Source organism: Marinobacter halodurans, assembly GCF_004327985.1.
Classification (GTDB): domain Bacteria; phylum Pseudomonadota; class Gammaproteobacteria; order Pseudomonadales; family Oleiphilaceae; genus Marinobacter_A; species Marinobacter_A halodurans.
Window position 1 is genome coordinate 87642 of record NZ_SJDL01000014.1, and the last position, 16475, is coordinate 104116.

General features: G+C 58.1%; 12 protein-coding genes and 1 tRNA gene. All 13 read right to left on the minus strand.

Annotated features, from left to right (window positions below):
• Nucleotides 1-14 precede the first annotated feature (14 nt).
• On the minus strand, nucleotides 15-2120 hold the full coding sequence (gene fusA, locus EZI54_RS10950) for an elongation factor G (protein WP_131481892.1): 2106 nt from the start codon (nucleotides 2118-2120) through the stop codon (nucleotides 15-17).
• Between the two features lie 18 nt (nucleotides 2121-2138).
• Nucleotides 2139-2609 (minus strand): 30S ribosomal protein S7, encoded by a 471-nt coding sequence (rpsG, locus tag EZI54_RS10955; protein WP_111498316.1) that lies wholly within the window; start codon nucleotides 2607-2609, stop codon nucleotides 2139-2141.
• 111 nt (nucleotides 2610-2720) lie between these two features.
• The gene (gene rpsL, locus EZI54_RS10960) at nucleotides 2721-3095 is read right to left on the minus strand and encodes a 30S ribosomal protein S12 (RefSeq protein WP_004580739.1); all 375 of its coding nucleotides are present in this window, start codon (nucleotides 3093-3095) and stop codon (nucleotides 2721-2723) included.
• A gap of 139 nt (nucleotides 3096-3234) precedes the next feature.
• Complete coding sequence (gene rpoC / locus EZI54_RS10965) at nucleotides 3235-7449, minus strand: DNA-directed RNA polymerase subunit beta' (RefSeq protein ID WP_131481894.1); 4215 nt, start codon at nucleotides 7447-7449, stop codon at nucleotides 3235-3237.
• 78 nt (nucleotides 7450-7527) lie between these two features.
• Nucleotides 7528-11604 carry a DNA-directed RNA polymerase subunit beta gene (gene rpoB / locus EZI54_RS10970; RefSeq protein WP_131481896.1) on the minus strand — a complete coding sequence of 1359 codons (4077 nt, stop codon included), beginning with the start codon at nucleotides 11602-11604 and terminating at the stop codon, nucleotides 7528-7530.
• Nucleotides 11605-11806: 202 nt separating this feature from the next.
• Complete coding sequence (gene rplL / locus EZI54_RS10975; RefSeq protein ID WP_131481898.1) at nucleotides 11807-12184, minus strand: 50S ribosomal protein L7/L12; 378 nt, start codon at nucleotides 12182-12184, stop codon at nucleotides 11807-11809.
• Between the two features lie 39 nt (nucleotides 12185-12223).
• Nucleotides 12224-12754, minus strand: coding sequence for a 50S ribosomal protein L10 (rplJ, locus tag EZI54_RS10980; RefSeq protein WP_131481900.1), 531 nt, complete (start codon nucleotides 12752-12754; stop codon nucleotides 12224-12226).
• Nucleotides 12755-13001: 247 nt separating this feature from the next.
• Nucleotides 13002-13700 carry a 50S ribosomal protein L1 gene (gene rplA / locus EZI54_RS10985; RefSeq protein ID WP_131481902.1) on the minus strand — a complete coding sequence of 233 codons (699 nt, stop codon included), beginning with the start codon at nucleotides 13698-13700 and terminating at the stop codon, nucleotides 13002-13004.
• 1 nt (nucleotide 13701) lies between these two features.
• Nucleotides 13702-14133, minus strand: coding sequence for a 50S ribosomal protein L11 (gene rplK / locus EZI54_RS10990; RefSeq protein ID WP_131481904.1), 432 nt, complete (start codon nucleotides 14131-14133; stop codon nucleotides 13702-13704).
• A gap of 101 nt (nucleotides 14134-14234) precedes the next feature.
• Nucleotides 14235-14768, minus strand: coding sequence for a transcription termination/antitermination protein NusG (gene nusG / locus EZI54_RS10995; protein ID WP_131481906.1), 534 nt, complete (start codon nucleotides 14766-14768; stop codon nucleotides 14235-14237).
• A gap of 12 nt (nucleotides 14769-14780) precedes the next feature.
• Complete coding sequence (gene secE, locus EZI54_RS11000) at nucleotides 14781-15149, minus strand: preprotein translocase subunit SecE (protein ID WP_131481908.1); 369 nt, start codon at nucleotides 15147-15149, stop codon at nucleotides 14781-14783.
• Between the two features lie 33 nt (nucleotides 15150-15182).
• Nucleotides 15183-15258, minus strand: a tRNA-Trp gene (locus tag EZI54_RS11005).
• 21 nt (nucleotides 15259-15279) lie between these two features.
• Nucleotides 15280-16475: elongation factor Tu (gene tuf / locus EZI54_RS11010; RefSeq protein ID WP_242674424.1), on the minus strand; the 1196-nt coding region annotated here is incomplete at its 5' end.

Here is a 16475-nt window from a genome sequence, read left to right on the forward strand (position 1 = left end):
CTTAAGTCCGGGTATCAACCCTTTTTAATGATCGCTTCGGCAATGTTCGAGGGAGCTTCTGCATAACGCGAAAACTCCATCGCATAGGACGCACGACCCTGCGTTGCAGAACGCAGATCGGTGGCGTAACCGAACATCTCCGACAACGGAACCTCAGCACGGATGATCTTGCCCGACGGGCCATCCTCCATACCCTGAACGAGACCACGACGACGGTTCAGGTCACCGACAACGTCACCCATGTAGTCTTCCGGGGTAACGACTTCGACCTTCATCATCGGCTCGAGCAGCGCCGGACTTGCCTGCTCAGCCGCTTTTTTCAGCGCCATGGAGCCGGCAATCTTGAACGCCATCTCGTTCGAGTCAACATCGTGGTAGGAACCATCATGCAGCGTTGCCTTGATACCCAGCAGCGGATACCCAGCGATGATACCGTTCTGCATCTGCTCCTCGATGCCCTGGGAAACCGCCGGGATGTATTCCTTGGGAACGACACCACCCACGATTTCGTTTACGAAGATGAAGTTCTCTGCATCTTCGTCGTCCAGCGGGATCGGCTCGAACTTCACGTGAACGTGACCATACTGACCACGACCACCGGACTGACGAACGAACTTACCTTCGACATCTACAGCCTTGCGGATGCATTCACGATAGGCCACCTGAGGCTTACCGATGTTCGCTTCAACCTTGAACTCGCGACGCATTCGGTCGACGATGATGTCCAGGTGAAGCTCACCCATACCGGAAATGATTGTCTGGCCGGACTCTTCATCGGTGCGGACGCGGAAAGACGGATCTTCCTGGGCCAGCTTACCGAGAGCCACACCCATCTTCTCCTGGTCGGCCTTGGACTTCGGCTCGACCGCTACGGAGATAACCGGCTCCGGGAATTCCATACGCTCAAGAACGATCTTGGCGCTCTCGTCACACAGGGTGTCCCCTGTTGTAACACTCTTCAGACCGATGGCCGCTGCGATGTCACCCGCCAGAACCTCTTTGATTTCCTGACGCTCTTTGGAGTGCATCTGCACCATACGACCAACGCGCTCTCTCTTGAGCTTGACCGAGTTGTAGACGGACTGACCGGATTCCAGCTTACCGGAGTAGACCCGGAAGAAGGTCAGCGTGCCCACGAACGGGTCGGTGGCAATCTTGAATGCCAGCGCCGCGAAAGGCGCATTATCGTCAACCGGGCGAGTCTCCTCTGTACCCTCGTCATCGACTTCACCGCGAATCGCCTTGACTTCATCCGGCGCCGGCAGGAATTCGATAACGGAGTCCAGAACCGCCTGGACGCCCTTGTTCTTGAAGGCAGAACCACAGGTCGCGACAACGATTTCGTTGGCGATGGTTCGCAGACGAAGGCCTTTCTTGATGTCCTCGATAGACAGCTCACCTTCTTCGAGGTATTTCTCCATCAGCTCTTCGTTGGCTTCGGCAGCGGCCTCAACCATCTGCTCGCGGTACATCGCCACTTCGTCGGCCATGTCTTCCGGCACGTCGCGCTGGTCGTAGGTCGCACCCGCGTCGTCTTCGTTCCAGTAGATGGCCTTGTTACGAATCAGGTCGATAACACCGGCGAACTCGTCTTCCGCGCCGATCGGCAGCTGGATGGGCACGGGCGTCGCACCCAGACGGTTCTTGATCTGGTCGACAACGCGCAGGAAGTTGGCACCCGCACGGTCCATCTTGTTCACGAAGACCATGCGCGGGACTTCGTACTTGTTGGCCTGACGCCAAACCGTCTCGGACTGGGGCTCAACACCGGAAGAGCCACAGAAAACAACCACGGCACCATCCAGAACCCGCAGGGAGCGCTCTACCTCGATGGTAAAGTCAACGTGTCCCGGGGTATCGATGATGTTGATACGGTGCTCGTCGTACTGCTGATCCATACCGCGCCAGAAACAGGTAGTCGCAGCAGAGGTGATGGTGATACCACGCTCCTGCTCCTGTTCCATCCAGTCCATGGTCGCCGCACCGTCGTGTACCTCACCGATCTTGTGGGAGATACCCGTGTAAAACAGAACGCGCTCGGTGGTCGTGGTTTTGCCCGCATCAACGTGCGCACAAATCCCGATATTGCGATAGCGCTTAATTGGGGTCTTGCGTGCCACAGTAAAAACCTCGGCTTATCAGAAACGGAAGTGAGAGAAAGCCTTGTTGGCTTCGGCCATGCGATGAACGTCTTCGCGCTTCTTGACTGCCGCACCCTTGCTGTCGGCAGCATCCAGAATTTCGCCGGCCAGACGCTGGGCCATGGACTTTTCACCACGCTTACGTGAGAACTCAACCAACCAGCGCATAGCCAGTGCGTTCTGACGGGACGGACGCACTTCAACCGGCACCTGGTAGGTCGCACCACCAACACGACGGGACTTGACCTCAACCATCGGCTGGATGTTCTCCAGAGCCTTCTCGAACATCTCGATCGGCTCTTCCTTGGACTTGTCAGCCACGATATCGAGCGCGCCGTAAACAATGCGCTCGGCTACGGCCTTCTTGCCGCTTTCCATAACGTGGTTGATGAATTTGGCCAGACGCTGGCTGCCAAATTTAGGATCCGGGATGATTTCCCGCTTTGCTGCAACTCTTCTTCTAGGCATCGATAAGCCCTCTGTAAAAAAAGGTCTTCAGGAACCCCTGAGATAGTCTGTCGACTACTCAGCCTTACTCTTATCGTCGTTTGGCAACGATAAAAGACCCGCTTAGGGAAATCAGGACTTGGGTCGTTTAGTACCGTACTTGGAACGGCCCTGCTTGCGGTTCTGGACACCTTGGGTATCCAGGGTACCGCGAACAGTGTGATAGCGAACACCGGGCAAGTCCTTGACTCGACCGCCGCGGATCAGCACAACACTGTGCTCCTGCAGGTTGTGGCCTTCACCACCAATGTAGGAAGACACCTCGTAACCGTTGGTCAGGCGAACACGGCACACTTTACGCAGTGCTGAGTTCGGCTTCTTCGGCGTGGTGGTGTATACACGAGTACATACACCCCGACGCTGCGGGCAGCTCTGAAGCGCCGGCACGTCGCTTTTCGCCACTTTGCGTTTACGAGGCTTACGTACCAACTGATTAATCGTTGCCATGTAAGCAAACTCCAAAATACTGGATCATTGACATCGCCCCGAGGGGCAAAATTAAGGGACGCAAGTTTAAGCCTGCGTCCCTGGTCAGTCAAGAAGACTGCTTCCTTTTTGACCAACCACCAGTCCGTAGTTTCCGGAACTAGCGATTGAGCTCCGCGCTCAGCGCTTCCACCACGTCTTCAGCCGTTACACCCTGGCTTTCGGCAGTGTCGCGCTTACGGCGGCGTTCATTGTGGTAGGCCAGTCCGGTACCAGCCGGAATCAGGCGACCCACAACAACGTTTTCTTTCAGGCCACGCAGGTAATCCCGCTTGCCGGTCACCGCACCTTCGGTCAGTACGCGCGTCGTTTCCTGGAAGGACGCCGCAGAGATGAAGGAGTCGGTTGCCAGCGAGGCCTTGGTGATACCCAGCAGCAAACGCTCGAACTTGGCCGGTTCTTTGTCCTCGGCGTCCATTTTCTCGTTTGCTTCCACCACCTGGTGGTACTCGACGTTGTCGCCGGAAATAAAGCCGGTATCGCCCGGATCCGTGATTTCGACCTTGCGCAGCATCTGGCGAACGATCACCTCGATGTGCTTGTCGTTGATCACAACACCCTGCAGGCGGTAAACGTCCTGGATCTCATTGGTGATGTACTTGGCCAGTTCCACAACACCCAGCAGGCGCAGGATATCGTGTGGGTTGGACGGACCGTCCGCGATGACCTCACCCTTCTCAACCGTTTCACCTTCGAACACGTTGAGCTGGCGGTACTTCGGAATCAGCACTTCATACGGATCGCCATCCTTCGGTGTGATCACCAGACGCTTCTTGCCCTTGGTCTCCTTACCAAAGGACACCGTACCGGTGATTTCCGCCAGGATGGACGGCTCTTTCGGACGACGCGCCTCAAACAGGTCGGCAACCCGCGGCAGACCACCGGTGATATCCCGGGTCTTCGAACTCTCCTGCGGGATACGGGCCACGACGTCACCGATCTCGACCTTGCCACCATTGCTCAGGGTGACCAGCGCGTTGGCCGGCAGGAAGTACTGCGCCGGACTACCGCCAGGGAGAACGATCTCTTCGCCCTTGTCGTCCACCAGCTGGATCATCGGACGGATGTCCTTACCAGCAGCCGGACGCTCTTTCGGGTCGATCACCTGCACAGTGGACAGACCGGTCATTTCGTCGGTCTGGGTCCGCACGGTGATGCCCTGGTCCATACCCACGAACTTGGCGGTACCGTTGCCTTCCGCGATGATCGGGTGAGTGTGCGGGTCCCACTTGGCGACGACGGCGCCGGCTTCAACCACATCCCCCTGCTTCACGGACAGCATCGCGCCGTAGGGCAGCTTGTACCACTCGCGCTCACGCCCCTGCTCGTCGGCAATGGCCAGAGCTGAAGAACGGGATACCACCACCAGCGTACCGTCGGCCTTTTCGATCGACTTCAGGTTGTGCAGCCGGACCGTGCCACCGTGCTTGACCTGGATGTTGTCGACAGCGGATGCCCGGCTCGCCGCACCACCGATGTGGAAGGTCCGCATGGTCAGCTGGGTACCCGGCTCACCGATGGACTGGGCCGCAATAACACCGACGGCTTCACCCACGTTGACCTGATGGCCACGGGCCAGGTCACGGCCGTAACACATCGAGCAGACGCCGTGCTTGGTGTCGCAGGTGATTGCAGAACGCACCCAGATCTCATCGACACCGGCGCGCTCGACCATCTCGATGGTCTTCTCGTCCAGCAGGGTTCCGGCCGGAACGACCGCGTTTTCCTTGTCGGTCGGCGTGAACACGTCACGTGCCGTCACACGACCCAGTACACGGTCGCCCAGCGGCACGACCACGTCACCGCCTTCGATGTGCGGCGTCATCAGCAGACCTTCGTCGGTGCCACAGTCGTTCTCGGTGACCACCAGGTCCTGGGAGACGTCAACCAGACGACGGGTCAGGTAACCGGAGTTCGCCGTCTTCAGGGCGGTATCCGCCAGACCCTTACGAGCACCGTGGGTCGAGATGAAGTACTGCAGTACGTTCAGACCTTCACGGAAGTTCGCCGTGATCGGCGTTTCGATGATGGAGCCGTCCGGCTTGGCCATCAGACCCCGCATACCAGCCAACTGGCGGATCTGGGCAGCGGAACCCCGCGCACCGGAATCAGCCATCATGTAGACCGAGTTGAAGGATTCCTGATAAAGCGGCTCGCCGTCTTCACCCTTGACCTGATTGCCTTCGGCATCGAACACCTCCTCTTTGGAGAGGCGCTCCATCATGGCCTTGGACACCTTGTCATTGGCACGGGACCAGATATCGATGACCTTGTTGTACTTCTCACCCTGGGTCAGCAGACCGGAGGCATACTGGGATTCGATCTCCAGAACCTCGTCTTCGGCCGCGCTGATCATTTCGTATTTTTCGGGCGGAATTTCAAAGTCGTTCACACCAATCGATGTGCCGGAAACCGTCGCATAGTGGAAACCGGTGTACATCAACTGGTCGGCAAAGATAACCGACTCCTTCAGACCCACAGTGCGGTAGCACACGTTGATCAGGTTGGAGATCGCCTTTTTCACCATTGGCTTGTTGACGATCTCGAACGGCATGCCGTCCGGCACGATGTCGAACAGCAGCGCACGGCCGACAGTGGTGTCGACAATGCTGTAGCTCTCGTTCAGCTCACCGCTCTCTTCGTCGCGAACCACTTCCTTGACCCGAACCTTGATCTTGGCCTGCAGGTCGACCTTGCCGGCACCGTAGGCGCGATGCACTTCCTTGGTGTCCGCGAAGGTACGCCCCTCGCCCAGAGCGGTCTTGCGCTCACGGGTCATGTAGTACAGGCCGAGCACCACGTCCTGGGACGGCACGATGATCGGCTCGCCGTTGGCCGGCGACAGCACGTTGTTCGTGGACATCATCAGTGCACGGGCTTCGAGCTGGGCTTCCAGGGTCAGCGGCACGTGAACCGCCATCTGGTCGCCGTCGAAGTCGGCGTTGTAGGCGGCACACACCAGCGGGTGCAGCTGGATGGCCTTGCCTTCGATCAGGACCGGCTCAAACGCCTGGATGCCCAGACGGTGCAGGGTCGGCGCCCGGTTCAGCAGGATCGGGTGCTCGCGGATGACCTCGTCCAGGATGTCCCAGACTACGGCTTCCTCGCGCTCGACCATTTTCTTGGCGGCCTTGATGGTGGTCGCCAGTCCACGGTGTTCGAGCTTGGCAAAGATAAACGGCTTGAACAGCTCCAGGCCCATCTTCTTCGGCAGACCGCACTGGTGCAGGCGCAGGTACGGACCCACCACGATCACGGAACGGCCGGAGTAGTCGACCCGCTTACCCAGCAGGTTCTGACGGAAACGGCCCTGCTTACCCTTGATCATATCGGCCAGGGACTTCAGCGGGCGCTTGTTGGTGCCGGTGATGGCACGGCCACGACGACCGTTGTCCAGCAGGGCATCGACGGCTTCCTGCAGCATCCGCTTCTCGTTACGCACGATGATGTCCGGTGCGTTGAGCTCCAGCAGACGCTTGAGACGGTTGTTCCGGTTGATCACGCGACGGTACAGATCGTTCAGGTCGGACGTCGCGAAACGACCGCCGTCCAGCGGCACCAGCGGACGCAGATCCGGCGGCAGAACCGGCAGAACGGTCATGATCATGTCGCCCGGACGGTTACCGGAGTACAGGAAGGCCTCGAGCAGCTTCAGACGCTTGCTCAGCTTCTTGATCTTGGTTTCGGAGTTGGTCTGCGGAATCTCTTCGCGCAACTGGTCCACTTCCGCCTGCAGGTCGATGTCTTCCAGCAGGGCCTTGACCGCTTCCGCACCCATGCGGGCGTCGAATTCGTCACCGAACTCTTCCAGGGCTTCGTAGTACTGCTCGTCGTTCAGCAGTTGACCGCGCTCCAGCGTGGTCATGCCCGGATCGATCACGATAAAGGACTCAAAGTACAGCACGCGCTCGATGTCGCGCAGCGTCATATCCATCATCAGGCCGATACGGGACGGCAGCGACTTGAGGAACCAGATATGGGCAACCGGGCTGGCCAGCTCGATATGCCCCATGCGCTCACGGCGCACGTTGGCCAGCGCGACTTCAACACCGCACTTCTCACAGATAACGCCGCGGTGCTTCAGGCGCTTGTACTTACCACACAGACATTCGTAGTCCTTGATCGGACCGAAGATCTTGGCGCAGAAAAGACCGTCACGCTCAGGCTTGAACGTACGGTAGTTAATGGTCTCCGGCTTCTTGACCTCGCCGAAAGACCACGAGCGAATCATGTCAGGCGACGCCAACCCAATACGGATGGCGTCAAATTCCTGCTTCTGGTTCTGGCTCTTGAGAAGATTCAGCAAATCTTTCATCAGTAACAGCTCCGGATGGCGTTAATCTCGGGCGGGCACGTCACCGTGCCCGCTCACGCTGCCAAAAAACAATTCGGCTCAGTCGGATTCCAGCTCGATGTCGATACCCAGCGAGCGGATTTCCTTGACAAGAACGTTGAAGGATTCGGGCATACCCGGCTCCATGCGATGGTCGCCATCGACAATGTTCTTGTACATCTTCGTCCGACCGTTCACGTCGTCAGACTTGACGGTGAGCATTTCCTGCAGCGTGTACGCTGCGCCGTAGGCCTCGAGGGCCCAGACTTCCATCTCACCGAAGCGCTGACCACCGAACTGCGCTTTACCGCCCAGCGGCTGCTGGGTGACAAGGCTGTACGAACCGGTGGAACGGGCGTGCATCTTGTCGTCGATCAGGTGGTTCAACTTGAGCATGTACATGTAGCCCACCGTAACCGGACGATCGAACTCATCGCCTGTGCGGCCGTCGTAAAGCGTGACCTGGCCGCTGGTGTCCATATCGGCCAGCTCCAGCATCCGCTTCACTTCGGCTTCCTTGGCACCGTCGAAGACGGCGGTCGCCATCGGAACACCTTCGCGCAGGTTACGCGCCAGCTCCATGATCTCGTCGTCAGACAGAGAGTCCAGCGGAACCGCAAAGGTCTTGTCGCTGTGGTTGTAGATCGCGTCCAGCAGTTCGCGGATCTCAGCAACCTTCTTCTGCTGCTCGATCATGGCGTTGATCTTGTGGCCCAGCCCCTTGGCTGCCGCACCCAGGTGCGTCTCCAGGACCTGACCGACGTTCATCCGCGAGGGAACACCCAGCGGGTTCAGGACCACATCGACCGGGTTGCCCTGCTCGTCGTACGGCATGTCCTCCACCGGCATAACGGCGGAGATAACACCCTTGTTACCGTGACGGCCGGCCATCTTGTCACCCGGCTGGATCCGACGCTTGATCGCCAGGTACACCTTGACGATCTTCAGAACGCCCGGCGCCAGATCATCGCCCTGCTGCAGTTTGCGTTTCTTGTCTTCGAAACGCTCTTCGTGCACCTTGCGGCGATCCTCCAGACCCTGCTCGGACTTCTCGAGCAGCTCATTGAGGGCCTCGTCCTTCATCCGCAGCTTGAACCAGTCGTCCTTCGGAAGCTCGGCCAGGAACGCCTCATCCAGCTTGGCGCCCTTCTTCAGGCCCGGACCACTGATGACTTCCTGATCCTTCAGGGCACTGGTCAAACGCTCGTAGGTCGCGCCTTCCACGATACGGTATTCGTCCTTCAGGTCCTTGCGGAACTGATCCAGCTGATCCTTCTCGATGGACAGTGCACGCTGGTCCTTCTCGATACCGTCGCGCGTGAAGACCTGCACGTCAATAACCGTACCGCGGGTGCCGGTGGGCACGCGCGAGGAGGTGTCCTTAACGTCAGACGCCTTCTCACCGAAGATGGCACGCAGGAGCTTTTCCTCCGGCGTCAGCTGGGTTTCGCCTTTCGGCGTCACCTTGCCGACCAGGATGTCTCCCGCACCGACTTCGGCGCCGATATAGACAATCCCGGATTCATCCAGCTTGGACAGGGCACTTTCACCGACATTCGGGATGTCCGCAGTGATCTCTTCGCTGCCCAGCTTGGTGTCGCGCGCCACACAGGTCAGTTCCTGGATGTGGATGGTGGTGAACCGGTCATCCTGGACCACCTTCTCGGAAACCAGGATGGAGTCCTCGAAGTTGTAGCCATTCCAGGGCATGAACGCGATACGCATGTTCTGCCCCAGTGCCAGCTCGCCCAGATCGACGGACGGACCATCGGCCAGGACGTCGCCCCGGGCAATCATTTCGCCCTGCTTGACGATGGAGCGCTGGTTGATACACGTGTTCTGGTTGGAGCGCGTGTACTTGGTCAGGTTGTAGATATCCACACCGGCGTCACCGGCTTCGGTCTCGTCGTCATTAACACGGATAACGATACGGGCCGCGTCGACGCTTTCCACCAGACCACCGCGACGCGCCGTAACACAGACACCGGAGTCCTGCGCCACGATGCGCTCGATACCGGTACCGACCAGCGGCTTCTCGGCACGCAGGGTCGGAACCGCCTGACGCTGCATGTTCGCACCCATCAGGGCCCGGTTCGCGTCATCGTGCTCCAGGAACGGAATCAGCGATGCCGCAACGGACACAACCTGGCGCGGGGATACGTCCATAAAGCGGACATTTTCCGGCGGCGTCACGGTGAATTCGTTCTGGTGACGCACCGTTACCAGCTCGTCAACCAGTTTGCCGTTCTCATCGGTCGCGGCGCTGGCCTGTGCGATGACGTAGTTGCTTTCCTCGATCGCCGACAGGTACTGGATCTCGTCGGTGACCAGGCCATCGACAACCTTGCGGTACGGGGACTCCAGGAAACCGTAGGAGTTGGTGCGCGCGTAGGTGGCCAGCGAGTTGATCAGGCCGATGTTCGGGCCTTCCGGCGTCTCGATCGGGCACACACGGCCGTAGTGGGTCGGGTGTACGTCACGCACTTCGAAGCCGGCACGCTCGCGGGTCAGACCACCGGGACCCAACGCCGAGACACGACGCTTGTGCGTCACCTCGGACAACGGGTTGTTCTGGTCCATGAACTGGGACAGCTGGCTGGAACCGAAGAACTCTTTAACGGCTGCCGCAACCGGCTTGGCGTTGATCAGGTCCTGTGGCATCAGACCTTCGCTTTCGGCCAGGCTCAAACGCTCGCGAACGGCCCGCTCGACCCGCACAAGGCCGACACGGAACTGGTTCTCGGCCATCTCACCGACGGAACGGATACGACGGTTACCCAGGTTATCGATATCGTCGACATTGCCCTGGCCGTTACGGATGGCGATCAGGGTCTTCAGGACGTCGATAATGTCGTCGTTCGTCAGGGTGCCAGGGCCAGTGGACTCTTCGCGCCCCAGACGACGGTTCAGCTTCATGCGACCGACTGCGGACAGGTCGTAGCGCTCTTCCGAGAAGAAGAGGTTATTGAACAGGTTCTCAGCCGACTCCTTGGTGGGCGGTTCGCCCGGGCGCATCATGCGATAGATCTCGACCAGTGCTTCCAGCGGGTTGCGGGTCGGGTCGTTACGCAGGGTGTCGGACATGAACGGACCGCAGTCCAGATCATTCGTGTAGAGCGTCTCAAGTTCCTTGATGCCGGCCTTGAGCAGCTTCTCTACGGATTCCGCGGTCAGCTCGGAGTTGCACTCCAGAATCAGCTCACCGGTGGATTCGTCGACCATGTCACGCGCGGTGACGCGGCCGTACAGATATTCGGTCGGTACTTCCAGTTCGCTGATACCCGCTTTCTCAAGTTGGCGGATATGGCGGGCGGTCACACGGCGACCTTCCTCGACAATAATGTTGCCGTCCGGATCTTTGATGTCGAACGTCGCGATATCACCACGCAGACGGCTCGGCACCAGCTCCAGCATGCAGGACTCTTCGCCCAGGCGGAACTTGCTGGTGTCGAAGAACATTTCCAGCATCTGCTCGGAGGTGAAGTTCAGTGCACGCAGCAGAATCGTGGCCGGCAGCTTACGGCGACGGTCGATACGGACAAACACGCTGTCCTTGGGATCGAACTCGAAGTCCAGCCAGGAGCCACGGTAAGGAATCACCCTTGCCGAATACAGCAGCTTGCCGGAGGAATGGGTCTTGCCCTTGTCGTGATCGAAGAAGACACCCGGTGAACGGTGCAGCTGGGATACGATAACCCGCTCGGTACCGTTAACGATGAAGGTACCGTTCTCCGTCATCAGGGGCATTTCGCCCATGTAGACTTCCTGTTCCTTGATGTCTTTGATTGCCTTATTGGACGACTCTTTGTCGTAAATAATAAGGCGAACCTTGACACGCAGCGGTGCAGCATAGGTCACGCCCCGCAGCTGACATTCCTTGACATCAAATACCGGCTCGCCAATGCGGTAGCTCACGTATTCGAGCGCCGCGTTGCCCGAGTAACTGACAATCGGGAATACGGATTTGAAGGCGGCGTGCAATCCAGTTTCCTGGCGCGCATCCGCAGCCGCTTCCATTTGAAGGAAGTCCCTGTAAGAATCGAGCTGAATAGACAGCAAATAGGGGACATCCATCACGGAAGGCAATTTACTAAAATCTTTGCGGATCCGCTTTTTCTCAGTGTAGGAGTAAGTCATCTGCATTCCCCAGCTTTAGACCTGATACCTGGTATCAAGAAGCAACCATTTACCTGCTTCGGGGCCGAATTGCTCGGCTAACTGCGCCGTCTTGAACAAGACTCGGGCTGTAGGTTATAGCATATACAACAGAAAAAGGCCGGTGGCTCTTGCCACCAGCCATTTTCATGCCTAAGGCACGTATGCGGTCAACAGCCAGCCCTTACTTGAGCTCAACTGAAGCGCCTGCTTCCTCAAGCTTATTCTTGGCTGCTTCAGCGTCGTCCTTGGAAGCAGCTTCCTTAACGGTGGACGGAGCGCTGTCGACCATTTCCTTCGCTTCTTTCAGACCCAGGCCGGTCAGTTCGCGAACGGCCTTGATGACGTTGACTTTCTTCTCACCGGCACCGGTCAGAACAACGTCAAATTCGGTCTGCTCTTCAGCAGCGGCAGCTTCGCCACCAGCGGCAGCCGGAGCAGCAGCAACGGCAGCAGCGGCAGAAACGCCGAATTTCTCTTCCATAGCTTCAACCAGCGCAACAACATCCATTACGCTCATTTCGGCGATTGCATTCAAAATGTCTTCGTTAGACAGAGCCATGACTTTCTCCCAATGTTAAAAAAATCGTATTCAACAGAATCAAGCAGCGTCTTGCTTCTGGTCGCGAACTGCCGCAACAGCACGGGTAACCTTCGACGGGAACTCGTTGAGGGTCCGTGCAAGTTTGGTGATCGGTGCCTGAGTAACGGCGGCCAGCATGGACAGCGCTTCGTGGCGTGTCGGCAGCTTGGCCAGGCGATCGATCTGGTCTGCACCCATCAGCTCACCGCCGACGGCCAAACCTTTAATCTCGAACACCTCTTTCTCTTTGGCGAAATCCTTCAGCAGCCGCGCAGCTGCGCCGGGATCTTCCATCGAGAATGCCAGAATGGTCGGGCCAACCAGAACTTCCCGGATGCACTCGAACTCGGTACCTTCGATAGCACGCTTCGCCAGGTTGTTACGCACAACCTTAAGGCGAACCTGCTCGGCACGAGCCTTGGCACGCAGGGCCGTCATGTCACCAGAGGTGATACCACGGTAGTCAGCCAGGACCACAGACAGAGCACCACTGGCAGTCTCGTTGACTTCAGCGACGATCGCCTTCTTGTCTTCGAGTCGAATTGCCACTGGATTTCTCCTTGATTTCGCTGACGGATGTCAGCAAACCCATCTCAGCCCTTGCAGGCACCGAATCTCGACAAATCTCAATTCGGTGCCGTCGGGGCGCCATACGGTGTTTGGGTTCAGAGAACGTCTTCACACCGTCTGCGCAGGCGTTGCTTTAACCCTTCCTCACCAGAAGATGATTCAGGGGCCTGCGGTCTTTGACAGCCTTGGCTTCCGCCTAGACTACAAAGTTTCTACCCACCAGAGATCAGATATTCAGAGCGCTCTGGTCGATAGTCAGGCCCGGCCCCATGGTGGAGGACAGTGTTACCTTCTTCAGGTAAACGCCCTTCGCCGATGAAGGCTTGGCCTTTTTAAGATCTGCCAACAGCGCCTCAAGGTTTTCCTTGATGGATGCTGCAGAGAATTCAACGTTACCCAGCGGAGCGTGGATAATGCCGTTCTTGTCGGTACGGTAGCGCACCTGGCCCGCCTTGGCGTTCTTGACCGCGGTCTCGACGTCGGGCGTTACGGTACCGACTTTCGGGTTCGGCATCAGGCCGCGCGGCCCTAGGATCTGACCCAACTGGCCGACAACGCGCATGGCATCCGGCGTCGCAATGACCACGTCGAAGTCCATATTGCCTTTCTTGACCTCTTCCGCGAGGTCATCCATACCCACAATGTCTGCACCAGCGGCCGCTGCCTTCTCGGCGTTGGCACCCTGGGTAAAGACTGCGACACGGACGGACTTGCCGGTGCCGTGCGGCAGGACGGTCGAGCTGCGCACGACCTGGTCGGATTTACGCGCGTCAACACCCAGGTTGACAGAAACATCGATGGATTCCTTGAACTTGACGGAACCACCCAGCTCGACCAGCAGCGATACGGCATCGTCCACGGAATAGGCGCGCGTGGATTCCACCTTCTCACGAATCAGCTTTTGACGTTTGCTCAGCTTCGCCATATCACAGGCCCTCCACGTTAAGACCCATGCTACGCGCAGTACCCGCAATGGTGCGGACCGCAGCGTCCATGTCGGCAGCCGTCAGATCCGGCTCCTTGGTCTTGGCAATTTCCTCGAGCTGCTCACGGGTCACGGTACCGACCTTGTCGGTATTCGGGCGACTGGAGCCACTCTTCAGACCGGCCGCCTTCTTCAGAAGGACGGAGGCCGGCGGAGTCTTGGTGATAAAGGTGAAGCTGCGATCACTGTATACAGTGATAACAACCGGCGTCGGCAGGCCCGGCTCCATACCCTGGGTCTGCGCGTTGAACGCCTTACAGAACTCCATGATATTGACACCGTGCTGACCCAACGCGGGGCCGACGGGGGGACTCGGGTTGGCCTGACCGGCAGCAACCTGAAGCTTGATGTACGCTTCAATTTTCTTTGCCATGATTTACTCCCAATGGGTTCAAACGCCTTTCGGCTCCCCTTTCTCAGACACAAAAAGCCCGCGTCACAAAGGTGCGCGAGCTTTCCGCTAAATTCTGCGAGTTAGTCTTTTTCGACTTGACCAAACTCCAACTCGACCGGTGTCGAGCGACCAAAAATGAGGACGGCGACTTTAACACGACTTTTATCGTAGTCAACCTCTTCAACAACACCGTTGAAGTCTGCGAACGGCCCTTCAATGACCCGGACGATCTCGCCCGGCTCAAACAGAGTCTTGGGCTTGGGCTTGTCCACGCCGCTTTCAACGCGACGCAGAATCGCTTCGGCTTCCTTCTCAGTGATCGGAGCCGGCTTATCCTTGGTGCCGCCAATGAAACCGAGAACACGCGGCGTATTTTTCACCATATGCCACGTCTCGTCATCCATTTCCATCTGGACAAGTACGTACCCCGGATAGAACTTCCGCTCGCTCTTCCGCTTCTTCCCATCCCGCATCTCGACCACTTCTTCGGTCGGAACCAGGATTTCGCCGAACTTGTCTTCCAGGCCATTCAGGGCAACACGCTCACGGAGAGTGCGCATCACATGCTTCTCAAAGCCTGAATAAGCGTGCACGACGTACCAGCGCTTAGCCATTGCTCTCTCCCGTCACCCAATGATCCCGGAGACCAGCCAACTGATCAGCGAGTCCATAATCCACAAAAGGAGCGCGACCACGAGAACGAATGCCACCACGATAAATGTGGTCTGCACCAGCTCAGGACGTGTCGGCCAGACGACCTTGCGGATCTCGACGCGCGCCTCTTTCAGAAGCAGCGCAAACCGACGACCACGCTCAGTCTGCAGCGCGACGAAGGCAGCAACCAGCGCCAGGGCAACCAACCCCAGAACGCGATAAAGGAGCGACTCGGCCCCAAAATAAAGGTTGCCAACAACACCGGCGGCAATTAAGACAAAAACAACCAGCCACTTCAGCACATCGAAGCGGCCAGTTGTTTGCTGTGCTTTAGACTCCATAGGAATCAGCTTTTGTATCCCAAGGATTGAAAATGGCAGGCCAGGAGGGAATCGAACCCCCAACCTGCGGTTTTGGAGACCGCTGCTCTGCCAATTGAGCTACTGGCCTGCACCTAAACTTGCCCGGTGCTTATTCAATAATCTTGGCTACAACACCCGCACCAACGGTCCGGCCGCCTTCGCGAATCGCAAAGCGCAGACCTTCTTCCATGGCAATCGGGGCAATCAGAGTGGTAACCAGCTTGACGTTGTCGCCCGGCATGACCATCTCAACACCTTCCGGCAGTTCACACGCACCAGTCACGTCCGTGGTACGGAAGTAGAACTGCGGACGGTAACCCTTGAAGAACGGCGTATGACGACCACCCTCTTCCTTGCTCAGAACGTAAACTTCGGACTCGAACTTGGTGTGCGGGGTGATGGAACCCGGCACCGCCAGGACCTGACCACGCTCAACGTCGTCACGCTTGGTACCACGCAGCAGAACACCCACGTTCTCACCGGCACGACCTTCGTCCAGCAGCTTACGGAACATCTCAACACCGGTACAGGTGGTCTTGGTGGTGTCGCGGATACCCACGATTTCCACTTCGTCACCCACCTTGATCACGCCACGCTCTACACGACCGGTAACAACCGTACCACGACCGGAGATAGAGAAGACGTCCTCGATCGGCATCAGGAACGGCTGATCGATCGCACGCTCCGGCTCGGGGATGTACTCGTCCAGGGCTTCTACCAGCTTCTTCACAGCGGTAGTACCCATCTCGTTGTCATCCTTGCCTTCCAGCGCCATCAGCGCAGAACCGGTGATGATCGGGGTATCGTCACCCGGGAAGTCGTACTGACTCAGCAGGTCACGCACTTCCATTTCAACCAGTTCCAGCAGCTCTTCGTCATCGACCATGTCCGCCTTGTTCAGGAACACGACGATGTACGGAACACCAACCTGACGGGACAGCAGGATGTGCTCGCGAGTCTGCGGCATCGGGCCGTCAGCCGCGGAACACACCAGGATCGCGCCGTCCATCTGGGCCGCACCCGTGATCATGTTCTTCACGTAGTCAGCGTGGCCCGGGCAGTCAACGTGGGCGTAGTGACGCGTCGGGGAATCGTACTCAACGTGGGAGGTCGCAATGGTGATACCACGCGCCTTCTCTTCCGGTGCGTTATCGATCTGGTCGAAAGCACTCGCAGTACCGGTACCCCACACTTCGTGACACACGCGCGTCAGCGCCGCGGTCAGCGTGGTCTTGCCATGGTCAACGTGGCCAATCGTGCCCACGTTCACGTGCGGTTTACTACGCTCAAATTTTTCTTTAGACA